This is a genomic window from Alteripontixanthobacter maritimus (assembly GCF_003340475.1).
In the GTDB taxonomy this organism is placed as follows: Bacteria; Pseudomonadota; Alphaproteobacteria; order Sphingomonadales; family Sphingomonadaceae; genus Alteripontixanthobacter; species Alteripontixanthobacter maritimus.
This window is the reverse complement of sequence record NZ_QBKA01000002.1, coordinates 2139705-2155360: the sequence shown is the minus strand read 5'-3', so window position 1 is coordinate 2155360 and position 15656 is coordinate 2139705. Positions and strand designations below refer to the sequence as shown.

General features: G+C 59.4%; 13 protein-coding genes. 4 read left to right on the top strand and 9 right to left on the bottom strand.

Annotated features, from left to right (window positions below):
• The first annotated feature begins 48 nt into the window (after positions 1-48).
• The gene (locus HME9302_RS10620; RefSeq protein WP_181815752.1) at positions 49-597 is read left to right on the top strand and encodes an acyloxyacyl hydrolase; all 549 of its coding nucleotides are present in this window, start codon (positions 49-51) and stop codon (positions 595-597) included.
• A gap of 79 nt (positions 598-676) precedes the next feature.
• The gene (locus tag HME9302_RS10615; RefSeq protein WP_115366989.1) at positions 677-1036 is read left to right on the top strand and encodes a DUF6481 family protein; all 360 of its coding nucleotides are present in this window, start codon (positions 677-679) and stop codon (positions 1034-1036) included.
• A 133-nt stretch (positions 1037-1169) separates the two neighbouring features.
• Here the strand turns inward: HME9302_RS10615 and HME9302_RS10610 are convergent, their stop codons facing one another.
• The 9 genes from HME9302_RS10610 to HME9302_RS13325 form a co-directional block, all read right to left on the bottom strand.
• Positions 1170-1400, bottom strand: coding sequence for a hypothetical protein (locus HME9302_RS10610; RefSeq protein WP_115366988.1), 231 nt, complete (start codon positions 1398-1400; stop codon positions 1170-1172).
• Positions 1401-1874: 474 nt separating this feature from the next.
• Positions 1875-3050 (bottom strand): chymotrypsin family serine protease, encoded by a 1176-nt coding sequence (locus tag HME9302_RS10605; protein WP_147270811.1) that lies wholly within the window; start codon positions 3048-3050, stop codon positions 1875-1877.
• 113 nt (positions 3051-3163) lie between these two features.
• Entirely contained in the window at positions 3164-3598 is a 435-nt protein-coding gene (locus HME9302_RS10600; RefSeq protein ID WP_115366986.1) for a hypothetical protein, read from the bottom strand.
• Between the two features lie 183 nt (positions 3599-3781).
• The gene (gene rplL, locus HME9302_RS10595; protein ID WP_115366985.1) at positions 3782-4153 is read right to left on the bottom strand and encodes a 50S ribosomal protein L7/L12; all 372 of its coding nucleotides are present in this window, start codon (positions 4151-4153) and stop codon (positions 3782-3784) included.
• 72 nt (positions 4154-4225) lie between these two features.
• Positions 4226-4741 carry a 50S ribosomal protein L10 gene (rplJ, locus tag HME9302_RS10590; protein ID WP_115366984.1) on the bottom strand — a complete coding sequence of 172 codons (516 nt, stop codon included), beginning with the start codon at positions 4739-4741 and terminating at the stop codon, positions 4226-4228.
• Positions 4742-5088: 347 nt separating this feature from the next.
• Positions 5089-5376: a hypothetical protein gene (locus HME9302_RS10585; RefSeq protein WP_147270810.1), complete on the bottom strand. Its 288-nt coding sequence runs from the start codon at positions 5374-5376 to the stop codon at positions 5089-5091.
• A gap of 59 nt (positions 5377-5435) precedes the next feature.
• On the bottom strand, positions 5436-5648 hold the full coding sequence (locus tag HME9302_RS10580; RefSeq protein WP_115366982.1) for a helix-turn-helix domain-containing protein: 213 nt from the start codon (positions 5646-5648) through the stop codon (positions 5436-5438).
• On the bottom strand, positions 5648-6199 hold the full coding sequence (locus tag HME9302_RS10575) for a DUF2975 domain-containing protein (protein WP_115366981.1): 552 nt from the start codon (positions 6197-6199) through the stop codon (positions 5648-5650). Before HME9302_RS10575 ends, HME9302_RS10580 begins: the two co-directional genes overlap by 1 nt.
• A gap of 41 nt (positions 6200-6240) precedes the next feature.
• Complete coding sequence (locus HME9302_RS13325) at positions 6241-6381, bottom strand: hypothetical protein (protein WP_181815751.1); 141 nt, start codon at positions 6379-6381, stop codon at positions 6241-6243.
• A gap of 496 nt (positions 6382-6877) precedes the next feature.
• On the opposite strand from HME9302_RS13325, the gene rpoB reads away from it, so the two are divergent.
• Together rpoB and rpoC are read left to right on the top strand one after the other, a co-directional pair.
• Positions 6878-11086 carry a DNA-directed RNA polymerase subunit beta gene (gene rpoB / locus HME9302_RS10570; RefSeq protein ID WP_115366980.1) on the top strand — a complete coding sequence of 1403 codons (4209 nt, stop codon included), beginning with the start codon at positions 6878-6880 and terminating at the stop codon, positions 11084-11086.
• A 58-nt stretch (positions 11087-11144) separates the two neighbouring features.
• Entirely contained in the window at positions 11145-15569 is a 4425-nt protein-coding gene (gene rpoC / locus HME9302_RS10565; protein WP_230079968.1) for a DNA-directed RNA polymerase subunit beta', read from the top strand.
• The last annotated feature ends 87 nt before the right edge of the window (positions 15570-15656 follow it).

The following is a 15656-nucleotide window of genomic DNA, read 5'->3' as shown; positions in this document are numbered from 1 at the left end:
GCAATGCAGCGCGTGCCATGCAAATTTCTCAACATCGGAGACTTGCCAATGCACCGCCTTACTGCTCGCTTCAAATTACCGTTTGCGCTTGCGATTGGCTTGGCCGCAAGTCCTGCAGCCGCGCAGGAGGCGTTCGTCGGTGTGTATGTTCATGAGGTCGGCACGCCGCTGACCTTTGCAGTGGAGGAAGAAGGCGCGGATATCGAGCTGGGGTACCGGTTTGCCAGATCGGAAGCGCTGGGCTTCATCGGCAAGCCGCAGCCTTATGTGCTCGCCTCCCTCAACACGGCCGGCGACACCAGTTTCGTCGGTGGCGGTTTGTCCTGGCGGGTCGATGCAGGCCCGGTCTATCTGCGACCCGGCCTTGGGCTGGTGGTGCATGATGGCCCCGATCGCCGGGTCAGCGCGCGCACCGGCAATCGCACCGATCTGGGCAGCCGCGTGCTGTTCGAACCGGAGATTGCCATTGGCGTCGCAGTGTCGGAACGCTTGTCCGTCGAGGCGAGCTGGGTCCACATCAGCCACGCGCAGCTGTTCAATTCCGAACAAAATCCCGGCATCGACATGATGGGCGTGCGTCTGAACCTGCAAATGTAACACCGGCAGGGCGCTTTCCTAATCCGCCAACCTGCCCTAAGGGGCTGGTCCACATCAGACCAACGGAAGACGCACCATAATGCCGCAGTTCAAACAGCCCAGTTTCGAGGAACGCACCGCAGCAGCGGCCAAAGCCAAGAAGGCGGCGTTGAAGAAGCTGGCGGCGAAACCCAAGCTGTCAGACGAGGAACTGGCTGAGCGCAAGGCTGCACGCCTGAAGCGCGAGGAAGAAGCCGCTGCCAAGCGCGAGGCGAAACGGGCTGAAAAGGCTGCCGCGCTTGAAAAGGAAAAGGCTGAGAAAGAAGCCCAGAGACGCGCCGAAGAAGAAGCCGCCGAAGTCGAACGCCTCGCCAACATGAAGCCGGTCAAGACCGAAGCGGAAAAGAAGGCCGAACGCGACCGCAAATACGCCGCCCGCAAGAAACGCGGCCGGCGGTAACGGGCGGGATTTTTCGAGTAAAGACCGAGACAGGCTCTTCGCCTGTTCCGCGATCGCGAACTATTTCAAACCTTCATCTCGCATAAAAAAACGGGGCCGAAGCCCCGTTTTTATTCGTGTCAGATCCAAAGCCTTAACGGCTTAGTACGTCATCATCATCATCATCATCCACTGTGAAATAAATGAATGCGCCCAAAATTACGGTTGCCAGAACTGCGAAGATGACCCCGTCGCTGCTTTCACCGCCAAGCTCACTGGATCCAGTTACCGGAGCCGAAGCATAATCGGCTTCTGCCGCCGAAACGGCAGGGGCTGCTGCCAAGGAAATCGCCGCTACAGCGGCGAACATGGATGGAATTTTCATATATAATATTCTCCTAAAAGGTGCACAAAAACAATACGTTTGCTACGGGCAATCTGTCAAGCGGCCTTTTTGCCTGAAGTTAACTATTTTAAAATCCTTTTAGACAAATCGTAAATCCCATGTTTTTATTAACATTACCAAGACAAATCTAAACCATGAAAATCGCGCAAGAGCTGATTGCTTCGGCCGTCTGCCGGTCCGGAGTTACGCGCTTAGCTCCTGCCGTACACGGCTTCATCAAATCATTGGCTACGTCCCCCGGTATCAAACATCCAGCGATTACTCCGCTATACCCAGCAAAGGGCGGGAGGAAGGCAGGGCGCTTCGGTGCCAAAGCAACCGCCGAAGCAAGCGCTTCACCAGCCTGAAACCGGACGAAACGAAGCGGAAAAGAAAGCCGAACGCGACCGCAAATACGCCGCCCGCAAGAAACGCGGACGGCGTAAAGATCAACTGCGCTACAGAAGCGTTATCTTACGGCGTCGTCTTCAACCGAACATTCGAAACATGATCAAACGCGCGATCGATCGGCATGACGACTGCCGTATAATTGACCGTCGCGTAGGGTCCGCCGCCACCGGCCAGGATGCCTGCCGCGGTAATTTCGCTGGGCCTGCTGGAATCCAGAGTGACAAACGCCGGGCCACCGCTATCTCCGCCTTCGGCGACCGTCGTGGTGCTGGACAGCCTGAGCCATTCCGACGATCCGGTCCGCTTCCAGTCGTAAGTCGTCGAGATGGATTTGGCACATGTCAGGCCCGTCGTCGTGCCCATCTTGCAGGTGTACATGCCCACCCATTGGTTCGCGTGACGAATGAAGTTTTTGACGGAAAGCCAACCCTGGCTGCTATATCCCGGAGTGGATTTGGTGTTCCTGTAATAGACCCGATAATCGGTCAGCAAGCCATCGGTGCGATAGATCGCGTAATCGTGGTTCTGCGCGGTAGATGACTGGTAATACGTATCGGGAAAAACGTATTTATGTGTGCCCCGGTCAACTTCCTTTGGCTCTGTGCAATGGCTGGCCGTCAGGATGCCTTGCAGGTTCGTCCCGAATGTAATCGTGAAGCCGAGCGTGCACGGAAACCCTGAACCTACGGTCCGGTTACCCCAACCGGCAACAGCCCAGTCACCGGATCGCACACCGGTCGGAACAGCATTCGGATCGCTGGTCTGTTCAGGAAGGGCACCCGTCAGCAAATCCACTTCGCCTGCCAGCGCTGAAGGTATCAATGGTTTGAGCCGACTGGTTGTTGCGGCATCTGCGGTGTCTACGAAATACCGTTCCGCATCGGCGTTGTAACCGACGGCAAAATCAGCGCCGGCAATTTTGAACGCGTTTGTGAGTGTAGCGATGGCATTGCGCCGGCCGCTCTTGTCATGTTTGGCTTTGCGAACCTTGACGAAGCGCCGCAGCTCATTCGGCACACTGGCGATGATTTCGTTGACCCGCACGTCTTTTCCGAATGTCAGGATGATCTGATAAGGCTTTGGCCGCACCACCAGGTCGAGAAAATCAGGGCGCTGCGTTACGCCGCTCGTTTCGAGATAGGATTGGATAGCGCCTTGGCGGTCGAGCAGTGCGGTCGCCTCTTCGGCTGTAAGTCCGTCTTGCGCCATCAGGAGCGGAATTGTGGGGCTGCTGGTCAAGGTCTCCGTTTCGCCGACCGGCGGCGGAGACGGTGGTACATCCTGCGCGGATATCCCAACCGGGATTGATACAAGAACCATGCATGAAGCGAACAAGTTCACTTTGCGCGACATCAGCTTTCTCCTAGGTAGTCCCCCAATATGATCTGCCTGTCCGGGCATTGGTGTGGGCGAAGGGCGCCATAAAACCCTTCGCCGCCGTTGAACTTTACCTGCTTCCCCAGCGGAATAATGACATCGCCTACTGCAACCGTTCGCTGATTGGGTGCGAGCTTCGCGTCCGGTGCCAGAATTGCCAGAAAATGACCTTGCTCCGGGACTGCAAAGAGCAGGCAACCGCCTACAATCTTCAACGTGCCGGATATGTAGGTGGCTGGAATTTCGTAGGTCGCATCATACCGTCCAACGAACACATCGTCCGGATTGGTCGTAGTTCGATCATCGGTCACTGTGGATTCGCCAGCTGGTGGGTTATCTTCGATGGGATCGATGTCGCATGAGACAAGAACCGCAATGGAGAACGCAATCGTAACTGAAGTCTTTTTCATCGAAAAGCTCCTGACGCGATACAATTAATCGATCAGGGCACCAAAAGGTTCCTGTGTCTGCCGCAAATCCTGTTTTGCGTTTATGTAGCTGGGGCAGACATCAAACTGAAAAGGGCGGCACCTTGCGGTACCGCCCTCCCATCTGCAGGCGCTTCAAGACACCTGCAAAACTGTTGGTCAAGATTACTTCAGTTCGACGGTACCGCCGGCTGCTTCGATCTTGCCTTTGATTTCTTCGGCTTCAGCCTTGTTCACGCCTTCCTTGACGGGCTTTGGCGCGCCTTCGACGAGGCCCTTGGCTTCGGTCAGGCCGAGACCCGTAATCGCACGGACTTCCTTGATGACCTGGATCTTCTTGCCGCCGTCACCGGTGAGAATGACGTCGAATTCGTCCTTCTCTTCGGCTGCGGCTTCACCACCGCCAGCGGCGGGTGCTGCGGCGACGGCTGCGGCGGCGCTGACGCCCCACTTGTCTTCAAGTGCGGTTGCAAGCTCGGCGGCTTCCAGGACGGTCAGGGCGGAAAGGTCTTCTACCAGTTTGGCGATGTCTGCCATGATGTATCACTCCAATTATAATGTTGGCGAAACGGCTGCGCCGCTTCGTAAAATCGTTTTGCGAATAACCGCTTACGCCGCATCCTTGGCCGCATAGGCCCCGAATACACGTGCAAGCTTGGCGGCTGGTGCGTTGACGACCTGGGCAATTTTCGTTGCCGGTGCGTTGACGAGACCAACCAGTTTTGCGCGCAGCTCGTCGAGGCTTGGCAAGGACGCGAGCGCCCGGATACCTGCTTCGTCGAGCATCTGCCCGCCCATGGAACCGCCGACGATTTCGAGCTTGTCGTTCGTCTTGGCGAATTCGACCGCAGCTTTCGCCGCCGCTACCGGATCTTCCGAGTAAGCGAGCGCCGTCGGGCCGGTGAGGTGTTCCTCGAGCCCTTCGTAAGCCGTGTCTTTCAGAGCGAGCTTGGCGAGCGAGTTTTTCGCGACCTTGTAGGAAGCCCCTGCTTCACGCATCTGCCCACGCAATGCGGTGGACTGGGCCACCGTAAGGCCGGAGTTGCGGGTCACGACGACCACGCCAACTTCCTTGAGAGCTGCGTTGAGCTGGGCAACCGCGTCGGACTTTTGCGAACGATCCATGCCATACTCCTTCACTATGACCGTGCATTCCCGCCGCGTTTCCACAGCAAGGCCGCACGATCGGCTGCATTGTCACCCACCCGCAAGCGGGCAGATGGACGAATCCGAACAGAAGGGAAGGAGTGCACGCCATCATCTGGAGTGCGATTGAGGGGCGGCACAGCGAACCGGCAAAGCCCATCGGTAAGTCTCGTTTCCCCGCCTAGGCTGGACATTAAGGCCGCGCGTATCGTGGCCACCAACTGTCTCGGACGGATAACCGGCAAACACAAAGAGGCCCGCCGGTTGCAGCGAGCCTCTAAAGAATGTGCGCGCCGAGTCAAGCCCGGCGAGCCGTGTCGGCGAGGCTAGATGCCGTCGGCCGTATCTTCCAGATTTTCTGCCTTCTGATCCATGGCATCGGCGCGCTCGTTCATGCGGGCTTCGCCCACGGCATCGCCCTGCTCTTCGGCAACGTCTGCCCGTTCCTCGGCCAGGTCGGCCCGTGCGGCGGCCACACCGGCCTGCGCATCAATGACTTCACCCTGAGCCTCGCGGACATCATCCATTTCTTCTGCCACTTCTTCCTTCGGTCCGTCGCACGCGGTTAGCGCCAAGGCGGCAGGCAGGGCGGCGGCAAATAGAATTTTCTTCATCATATGGTCCTTCATCCGGCGGCGTTCTGCCTTGGTCGAGGTGTGGCAGTTACAGCGTTTCAGTCGGCGTTGCCAACCCATTCCAGCAAGTCCCCCGGCTGGCAATCGAGTTCGCGGCAGATCGCGTCCATGGTGGAAAACCGCATGGCCTTGGCCTTGCCCGTCTTCAGGATCGACAGATTTGCAAGCGTCAGGCCCACCCGGTCGGCCAGTTCGGTCAGGGTCATGCGGCGTTCGTGCAGCAGATCGTCGAGCTTCACTGTAATGGGCATTATACCGTCCCTTCCAGATCGTCGCGCATACTGGTTCCCTGACGGAACACGCGGGCCAGGATGAACAGGACTACCACGAGCAGGATGCCGCTGACGTCCAGCCCGACGTCAACTGTGAGATCGTCCAGTTCGGCAGCCGCTTCGCCCATCAGTTTGGCAACATAGAGCCCCAGACCGGCCAGGGGAATGGCGAGCAGCTGCACACCCAGCATGATCCACGCCATGACAGTCAGCCGGCTGGCATTGTCCGATACGAACGGATCGCCCTGTTCGACGGTGCCGATGATATGGCGCAGCTTACCGAAGAACACAAACAAGCCCGCGACCGCGACGAACGCCAGCAACAGCGCGCCGACAATGGGGAGTGTGGGGAACACGATGTCGGTATCGGGATGTTCGGCTGCCATTTCCGCTACGATGGTGTCGCGGAAAAAATACAGGGCCGGTATTGCGATGGCTACACCGAATGCGGCGATGGCCATCAGGCCCTGCGCGATCAGAACGGCAATTCGTCCGATCAGCAACAGTGGGTCGGTATGAGTGGGGCGCATGGCGTTGGTCCTTGTTTTTGTATGGGTCGCAGCGGCAGAGGTCAGGCGAGCGTTGTCGTAACGCTTGAATGCACCTGTGTGGTTGTATCCGAAGCCGGAACGGTGAGCAGGGGCATCATGCTGGCGACGCACAGGGCGATGGCGGCGAGAGCGGCGAGCGAATGTTCAGTGAAACGGGTCATTTATCGATCTCCTTGATTGTCGATATCGATAAACAACAACATTTACGCCATATCGTCAATCAATAAATATCGAAAAACGATAAAACCTTGATTGTTTTGCGATATTTTTAAGGTCTTTAGAGTTTTGCCGACCAATCCGGGATGCTGTGTCCACGCTTGCTGCCTGCCTGAGGTCATTATGGAGCGGCATCATCCCGTGGAGCGATTCGCTGCCGGGCTTCGCACCGCAGCCGTTGACGCATGCGGTGCGCATCCCTAAATGACGCGCAACCGCACGCTTCGGGAAAGACGGGTTCTGGCGCGGGAACCTGGCTGAGAATAGAAGCGGCTTTCCATATTCGCGAATGCATGAAGCTGCAGCAGCCACCCGGGCAAGGGTGCGCTTTTCTGCGGCTTTCGTCCGTTCGCATGATGCAAGGCAGCAGGCCGCGCCGTACTTATTTTCCCACGGCCAGCCCACCGGGTGCGGCCGAGATGCAAAGGCGAATCATCTCTCATGGCGACCAAGGCTAAGGCTCCGAACGCTCCCAAAAAGGCAACCGGCACCGCGAAAAAGCGCATCCGGAAGATTTTCGGCGACATTCACGAAGTCGTTCGGATGCCGAACCTGATCGAAGTGCAGCGCGAAAGCTACGAGCAGTTCCTGCGCTCCGACCCGGCGACCGATTACGTGTCCGGCCTCGAAAAGACGCTGCGTAGCGTTTTCCCGATCCGCGACTTTGCCGGCACCGCGGAGCTCGACTTCGTGCATTACGAGCTGGAGCCGCCGAAATACGACACCACCGAATGCCGCCAGCGCGGTATCACTTATGCCGCGCCGATGAAGGTCACTTTGCGTCTGATCGTGTTCGAGGTGGATCAGGAAACCGAAACCCGCAGCGTGCTCGATATCAAGGAGCAGGACGTTTACATGGGCGACATGCCCTTGATGACGGATAACGGCACCTTCATCATCAATGGCACGGAGCGGGTTATCGTTTCGCAGATGCACCGTTCGCCCGGTGTGCTGTTCGACCACGATCGCGGCAAGACGCACAGTTCCGGCAAGCTGTTGTTCGCCGCCCGCGTGATCCCGTATCGCGGTTCGTGGCTCGACTTCGAATTCGATGCCAAGGATATCGTCAACGTCCGCATCGACCGGAAGCGCAAGCTGCCCGTGACCGGCCTGCTCTATGCGCTCGGCCTGGATAGCGAACAGATTCTCGATACCTTCTACGATACGGTCGTGTGGGAACGCTCCGGCGGTAAGAAGAAGGAAGCGGAAGGCTGGAAGATGCCATTCCTTCCCGACGCATGGCGCGGCCAGAAGCCCGCTTTCCCGTTGATCGACGCCAAGACCGGCGAGGAAGTGTTCAAGGCCAACGAAAAGATCAGCCCGCGCGGTGCCAACAAGGCTGCCAAGGATGGGCTCGACACCCTGTTGCTGCCGACCGACGAAATCTTCGGGCGTTATGCCGCGCGCGATCTGATCGACGAGAAAACCGGCCGCATCTATATCGAAGCGGGCGACGAACTCTCGGTCGAGAACCTGGAAATACTGGATGCCGCAGGCGTCGACCGGCTGGAACTGCTGGACATCGACCACATCAACACCGGCCCCTGGATCCGCAATACGCTGAAAGTCGACAAGGCCGAAAACCGCGACGAGGGCCTTGAGGCCATCTACAAGGTGATGCGTCCCGGCGAACCACCGACCAAGGAAACCGCCGAAGCCCTGTTCGAAGGCCTGTTCTTCGACGGCGAACGCTACGACCTGTCCGCCGTGGGTCGCGTGAAGCTGAACATGCGTCTCGAACTCGACGCCGAAGACACCGTGACCACACTGCGCAAGGAAGACATCCTGGCCGTGGTCAAGGAACTGGTCGACCTGAAGGACGGGAAGGGCGAAGTCGACGACATCGATAATCTCGGCAATCGCCGGGTGCGTTCGGTGGGCGAGCTGCTTGAAAACCAGTACCGCGTCGGTCTGCTTCGGATGGAGCGCGCCGTTAAGGAGCGCATGTCCAGCGTGGACGTGTCCACCGTGATGCCGAACGACCTGATCAACGCGAAGCCTGCCGTCGCCGCGGTGCGTGAATTCTTCGGTTCCAGCCAGCTTTCGCAGTTCATGGATCAGACCAACCCGTTGTCCGAAGTGACGCATAAGCGCCGCGTTTCGGCGTTGGGCCCTGGCGGTCTGACACGCGAACGCGCGGGCTTCGAGGTGCGTGACGTTCACCCGACGCATTATGGCCGGATCTGCCCGATCGAAACGCCGGAAGGCCCGAATATCGGCCTGATCAACAGCCTCGCATCGTTCAGCCGGGTCAACAAATACGGCTTCATCGAAACGCCTTATCGCAAGGTGAAGGACGGTGTGGTGTCCGGCGATGTGCAGTATCTTTCCGCGATGGAAGAACAGAAGCACGCCGTGGCGCAGGCCTCGGCCTCGCTCGACGACAAGGGCAAGTTCACCGACGCGCTGGTTTCGGCCCGCGAAAGCGGCGAATTCGTGATGACGAACCCCGAAAATGTCACACTGATGGACGTTTCGCCCAAGCAGCTGGTTTCGGTCGCCGCATCGCTCATCCCGTTCCTGGAAAACGATGACGCCAACCGCGCGCTGATGGGATCGAACATGCAGCGCCAGGCCGTACCCCTGGTCCAGGCCGAGGCGCCGTTCGTCGGCACCGGCATGGAAGAAACCGTGGCGCGCGATTCCGGCGCTGCCATCGCTGCGAAGCGTGGCGGCATCGTCGATCAGGTGGATGCCACCCGCATCGTGATCCGTGCGCAGGGCGATGTCGAAGTCGGCCAGTCGGGCGTGGATATCTATACGCTGCAGAAGTTCCAGCGTTCGAACCAGAACACCTGCATCAACCAGCGTCCGCTGGTGAAAGTGAATGATCTGATCGAGGTTGGCGACGTTATCGCCGACGGCCCTTCGACCGATCTGGGCGAGCTGGCACTGGGGCGCAACAGCCTCGTCGCCTTCATGCCCTGGAACGGCTACAATTACGAAGACAGCATCCTGATCTCCGAACGGATCGTGAAGGATGACGTGTTCACGTCCATCCACATCGACGAATTCGAAGTGATGGCGCGCGACACCAAGCTTGGTCCCGAAGACATTACCCGCGACATTCCTAATGTCGGCGAGGAAGCGCTCCGCAGCCTCGATGAGGCGGGCATTGTCTATATCGGCGCCGAAGTGCATCCGGGCGATATCCTGTGCGGCAAGATCACGCCCAAGGGCGAAAGCCCGATGACGCCGGAAGAAAAACTTCTGCGCGCCATCTTTGGCGAGAAGGCCAGCGACGTGCGCGACACCTCGCTCCGCCTGCCGCCGGGCGTTGCCGGAACGGTGGTGGAAGTTCGCGTGTTCAACCGTCACGGTATCGAGGTCGATGACCGTACCCGTGCGATCCAGCAGGAAGAAATCGAACGCCTAGGCAAGGACAGCGCCGACGAACGCGCCATCCTGAACCGTGCAACGTATAACCGCCTGCGCGATATGCTCACCGGTCAGACTGCTTCTGCGGCACCCAAGGGCACCAAGAAGGGCATCGAGATTACAGACGACGTGCTGGACAATATCGATAAGCACGAATGGTTCAAATTTGCCGTGGCCGACGACAATCGCCAGCAGCAGATCGAAGCGGTCAAGAGCCAGTACGACACCAGCGTGAAAGCGATCGACGACAAGTTCGCCGACCGTAAGGAAAAGCTGGAGCGCGGCGACGAGCTGGCCCCCGGCGTGCTGAAGATGGTCAAGGTCTTCGTCGCGGTGAAGCGCAAGCTGCAGCCAGGCGACAAGATGGCTGGCCGTCACGGTAACAAGGGTGTGATCTCGCGCATCCTGCCGGCCGAAGACATGCCGTTCCTGGAAGACGGTACGCCCGTTGACGTGGTGCTGAACCCGCTCGGCGTGCCTAGCCGTATGAATGTCGGGCAGATCTTCGAAACGCACCTCGGTATGGCGGCTCGCGGGCTGGGCCAGCAGGTCGCGGCCTCGCTGGACGAATGGCACGCTGCCAATCCGAACGCAGCCGACGATTATGCCAAGGCGAAGAAGCCTGCCGCATTGGTCGATACGCTGAAGAGCATCTACGGCGAGCAGTATCACGACGATCTCGACAACCGCTCGACCGAGCAGGTTGTGGAGCTTGCCGGCAATCTGCGCGCCGGTGTTCCGATGGGTACCCCGGTGTTCGATGGTGCACGCGAAGGCGATGTCACCACCATGCTGGAAAAGGCGAACCTGCCGGGCAGCGGGCAGGTCACCCTGTTCGACGGCCGGACAGGCGATGCCTTCGACCGCAAGGTGACGGTGGGCTACATCTACATGCTCAAGCTGCACCACTTGGTGGACGACAAGATCCACGCGCGTTCGATCGGGCCGTATTCGCTCGTCACCCAGCAGCCGCTGGGCGGTAAGGCGCAATTCGGCGGGCAGCGTTTCGGCGAGATGGAGGTCTGGGCGCTCCAGGCCTACGGCGCGGCGTATACGCTGCAGGAAATGCTCACAGTGAAGTCCGACGATGTCGTCGGCCGGACCAAGGTCTACGAGGCGATCGTCAAGGGCGACGACACGTTCGAGGCCGGCATTCCGGAAAGCTTCAACGTGCTGGTCAAGGAAATGCGGTCGCTCGGCCTGAATGTCGAACTGACATCGCTATCCGATGGCGACGAGGATGAGGACGGGATGAAGATCGCGGCGGAGTAACGCTCCGCCGCGACGCAGACCCACCGACCCAGAGATTTGACCCGATAGGGAACACGAAATGAACGAACTTTCCAAATTCACCAACCAGCTCGCAAAGCCGGAAACTTTCGACCAGATCCAGATCGGTCTGGCCTCGCCGGAGCGTATCCGCAGCTGGTCCTTCGGCGAGATCAAGAAGCCGGAAACCATCAACTACCGCACGTTCAAGCCAGAACGTGACGGCTTGTTCTGCGCGCGCATCTTCGGTCCGGTGAAGGATTACGAATGCCTGTGCGGCAAGTACAAGCGGATGAAGTACAAGGGCGTCGTTTGCGAAAAATGCGGCGTCGAAGTGACCGTAACCAAGGTCCGCCGCGAGCGGATGGGCCACATCGAACTGGCCGCGCCGGTCGCGCATATCTGGTTCCTGAAGTCGCTGCCTTCGCGCATCGGCCTGCTGCTCGACATGCAGCTGAAACAGCTCGAACGCGTGCTGTATTTCGAAAGCTATATCGTCACCGAACCCGGTCTGACGCCGATGGAAAAATTCCAGCTGCTCACCGAGGATGAACTTCTCGAAGCGCAGGACGAGTATGGCGAAGACGCCTTCACCGCCGGTATCGGCGCGGAAGCGGTCAAGATCATGCTGATGGACCTCGATCTGGAGCAGGAACGCGACGACCTGATGGAGGAACTCGCCACCACCAAGTCGAAGCTGAAGCCCGCCAAGATCATCAAGCGGCTGAAGGTCGTGGAAAGTTTCATCGGTTCGGGCAACCGCCCCGAATGGATGATCCTGGAAGTCGTGCCGGTCATCCCGCCCGAACTGCGCCCGCTGGTGCCGCTGGATGGCGGCCGTTTCGCGACGTCCGATCTCAACGATCTCTACCGCCGCGTCATCAACCGTAACAACCGCCTGAAGCGCCTGATCGAGCTGCGCGCGCCTGACATCATCGTCCGCAACGAGAAGCGCATGCTGCAGGAAGCCGTCGACGCCTTGTTCGACAATGGCCGTCGTGGCCGCGTAATCACCGGCGCCAATAAGCGTCCGCTGAAATCGCTGTCCGACATGCTCAAGGGCAAGCAGGGCCGGTTCCGCCAGAACCTGCTCGGCAAGCGTGTCGATTATTCCGGTCGTTCGGTCATCGTGACCGGTCCGGAACTGAAGCTGCACCAGTGCGGCCTGCCCAAGAAGATGGCGCTCGAGCTGTTCAAGCCGTTCATCTATGCGCGCCTCGATGCGAAGGGTCTTTCGATGACCCTGAAGCAGGCAAAGAAATGGGTCGAGAAAGAACGCAAGGAAGTCTGGGACATCCTGGATGAGGTGATCCGCGAACATCCGGTGATGCTCAACCGCGCGCCGACCCTGCACCGTCTTGGCATCCAGGCGTTTGAGCCCGTACTGATCGAAGGTAAGGCGATCCAGCTGCACCCGCTCGTCTGCTCGGCCTTCAATGCCGACTTCGATGGTGACCAGATGGCCGTCCACGTGCCGCTTTCTCTGGAAGCCCAGCTGGAAGCACGCGTGCTGATGATGTCGACCAACAACATCCTCAGCCCCGCCAACGGCAAGCCGATCATCGTGCCGTCGCAGGATATGATCCTGGGCCTGTATTACCTCTCGATGGACCGCGAAGGCGAGCCTGGCGAAGGCATGATGCTGGCCGACATGGCCGAGATTCATCAGGCGCTGCATGTCGGCGCGGTGACTTTGCACTCCAAGATCGTCACACGGGTTCCGCAGACGAACGACAAGGGCAAGATCGTGATGGAGCGTGTGGAAACCACGCCGGGCCGGATGCTGATCGGTGAATGTCTGCCGAAGAGCCACAAGGTGCCTTATGCGATCATCAACCACCTTCTGACCAAGAAGGATATCGGCGACGTGATCGACCAGGTTTATCGCCACACCGGCCAGAAGGACACGGTCCTTTTCGCCGATGCCATCATGACGCTGGGCTTCACTCACGCGTTCAAGGCCGGCATTTCGTTCGGCAAGGACGACATGATCATTCCCGACAGCAAGGACGGCATGATCGACGAGGCCAAGAAGCTGGTCGCCGATTACGAGCAGCAGTATCAGGACGGCCTGATCACGCAGCAGGAAAAGTACAACAAGGTGATCGACGCCTGGAGCCGTACCGGCGATCAGGTGGCCGACGCCATGATGGAAGAGATTAAGGCGCGACCCAAGGACAAGGATGGCCGCGAGGCGCAGATCAACTCCATCTATATGATGAGTCATTCGGGCGCGCGTGGTTCGCCCGCCCAGATGAAGCAGCTTGCCGGTATGCGCGGCCTGATGGCCAAGCCTTCGGGCGAGATCATCGAAACGCCGATCATCTCCAACTTCAAGGAAGGCCTGACAGTCCTTGAATACTTCAACTCTACTCACGGTGCGCGCAAGGGTCTGGCGGATACGGCGTTGAAGACGGCGAACTCGGGTTACCTTACGCGCCGCCTCGTCGATGTGTCTCAGGATTGCGTCATCGTGGTGGAGAACTGCAAGACCAACAACAGCCTCGACATGCGCGCTATCGTGCAGGGTGGTCAGGTGATCGCCTCGCTCGGCGAACGTATTCTTGGCCGGACTGTGGCGGAAGACATCGTCAACGCCGCGACGGACGAAGTCATCGTTAAGAAGGGCACGCTGATCGACGAGCCGATGGTTGTGGAAATCGAGGCCGCCGAAGTGCAGGTCGCGAAAATCCGTAGCCCGCTGGTTTGCGAAGCCGATCAGGGCGTTTGCGGCACCTGCTACGGCCGCGATCTCGCTCGCGGTACGCCGGTCAATATCGGTGAGGCCGTTGGCGTGATTGCCGCGCAGTCCATCGGTGAGCCGGGCACGCAGCTGACGATGCGGACGTTTCACATCGGCGGCGCGGCGCAGCTCAATGAAACGAGCCACCTCGAGGCGATTTCGGACGGCAAGGTCGAATATCGCGACATGCCGACCATCAAGGACAAGAAGGGCCGGATCCTGTCGATGGCACGCAACGGCGAGCTCGCCGTGATCGATGCCGAAGGGCGTGAGCGTGAAATCCACAAGGTGCCTTACGGTACTGTCCTGCTCAATGCGGACGGCGCCAAGATCAAGGAAGGTGACCGTTTGGCAGAGTGGGATCCGTTTTCCCTGCCGATCATCACCGAGCAGTCGGGCGTGGTCCGGTTCAAGGATCTGATCGATGGTACCACGATGGAAGAACGCGTCGACGATGCTACCGGCATCGCCCAGCGCGTGGTCACCGAACTGCGCGCTTCGGGGCGCAAGAAAGGCGAGGATCTGCGTCCGCGCATGACCCTGCTTTCCGAAGGCGATACCGACGAAACCGAGGAAACGGCCGCAGCGCGCTACATGCTCGCCCCCGGCACGACGCTTTCGGTGGAAGACGGCCAGCAGGTCGATGCAGGCGACATTCTTGCCCGTGCCAGCCGCGAGGCTGCCAAGACGCGTGACATCACGGGCGGTCTGCCGCGCGTGGCGGAGCTGTTCGAAGCGCGCATTCCGAAAGACAATGCGATCATCGCCAAGATTTCCGGCAAGATCGAATTCGTCCGCGAATACAAGGCCAAGCGCAAGATCGCGATTGTCCCGGAAGAGGGCGAACCGGTCGAGTACCTGATCCCCAAGACCAAGATCATCGACGTGCAGGAAGGCGATTTCGTCAAGAAGGGCGATACGCTCATCTCCGGCTCGCCCAATCCGCATGATATTCTGGACGTGCTCGGGATCGAGGCTTTGGCCGAATATCTCGTCACGGAAATTCAGGAAGTCTACCGTCTGCAGGGCGTGAAGATCAACGACAAGCACATCGAAACGATCGTGCGCCAGATGCTGCAGAAGGTCGAGATCACCAATGGCGGGGATACCGTCTTGCTGCCGGGCGAACAGGTTGACCGGGACGAAATGGACGAGGCGAATGCCAAGCTCACCCGTTCTAAGAAGCCTGCCGAGGGCAAGCCGGTGCTGCTCGGCATCACCAAGGCTTCGCTCCAGACGCGCAGCTTCATCTCTGCCGCCTCGTTCCAGGAAACCACGCGTGTGCTGACGCAGGCCTCGGTCGAAGGAAAGAAGGACACGCTGATCGGTCTGAAAGAAAACGTGATCGTGGGTCGTCTCATTCCCGCCGGTACAGGTGCGGGCATGAACCGGATGCGCGTCACCGCCTCCAGCCGCGATGCAGCCCTGCGGGCACAGTGGAAGAAGAATCAGGACGCGCTGCTGGCCGCTGAAACGGCCGAGGAAGAACGCAAGGCGGAATTGGCCCAGGAAGCGGCCAATGTCGCCACCGGCAACGCCACCATGGGCGATATGGTCGCAAGCGGCGACGGTAGCGACGAAGCTGCCGGCGACTACCTGCGCGAGGACCAGTCCGTGGCACCCGAACCGATCGCCAAGAACGAACAGGCGAAGGAAGAGGCCGCCGCCGACGAGGCCGCTTCAGCAGAAGCACCTCCCGCGGATGCCGCTCCGGAAGAGCCAAAGGCAGACGACGGCGAGTAACACGCGCCGACCGATGCGAACTGGCCCCGCTGGAGAAATCCGGCGGGGCTTTCTTTTACATTCCAGCGCGATAGGATGCATCCGGCT

What these genes read in the sequence shown, in the direction of transcription:
- HME9302_RS10620 (WP_181815752.1), top strand. Translation starts at nt 49, where the DNA reads ATGCACCGCCTTACTGCTCGCTTCAAATTACCGTTTGCGCTTGCGATT.
- HME9302_RS10615 (WP_115366989.1), top strand. Translation starts at nt 677, where the DNA reads ATGCCGCAGTTCAAACAGCCCAGTTTCGAGGAACGCACCGCAGCAGCG.
- HME9302_RS10610 (WP_115366988.1), bottom strand. Translation starts at nt 1,400, where the DNA reads ATGAAAATTCCATCCATGTTCGCCGCTGTAGCGGCGATTTCCTTGGCA.
- HME9302_RS10600 (WP_115366986.1), bottom strand. Translation starts at nt 3,598, where the DNA reads ATGAAAAAGACTTCAGTTACGATTGCGTTCTCCATTGCGGTTCTTGTC.
- rplL (WP_115366985.1), bottom strand. Translation starts at nt 4,153, where the DNA reads ATGGCAGACATCGCCAAACTGGTAGAAGACCTTTCCGCCCTGACCGTC.
- rplJ (WP_115366984.1), bottom strand. Translation starts at nt 4,741, where the DNA reads ATGGATCGTTCGCAAAAGTCCGACGCGGTTGCCCAGCTCAACGCAGCT.
- HME9302_RS10585 (WP_147270810.1), bottom strand. Translation starts at nt 5,376, where the DNA reads ATGAAGAAAATTCTATTTGCCGCCGCCCTGCCTGCCGCCTTGGCGCTA.
- HME9302_RS10580 (WP_115366982.1), bottom strand. Translation starts at nt 5,648, where the DNA reads ATGCCCATTACAGTGAAGCTCGACGATCTGCTGCACGAACGCCGCATG.
- HME9302_RS10575 (WP_115366981.1), bottom strand. Translation starts at nt 6,199, where the DNA reads ATGCGCCCCACTCATACCGACCCACTGTTGCTGATCGGACGAATTGCC.
- HME9302_RS13325 (WP_181815751.1), bottom strand. Translation starts at nt 6,381, where the DNA reads ATGACCCGTTTCACTGAACATTCGCTCGCCGCTCTCGCCGCCATCGCC.
- rpoB (WP_115366980.1), top strand. Translation starts at nt 6,878, where the DNA reads ATGGCGACCAAGGCTAAGGCTCCGAACGCTCCCAAAAAGGCAACCGGC.
- rpoC (WP_230079968.1), top strand. Translation starts at nt 11,145, where the DNA reads ATGAACGAACTTTCCAAATTCACCAACCAGCTCGCAAAGCCGGAAACT.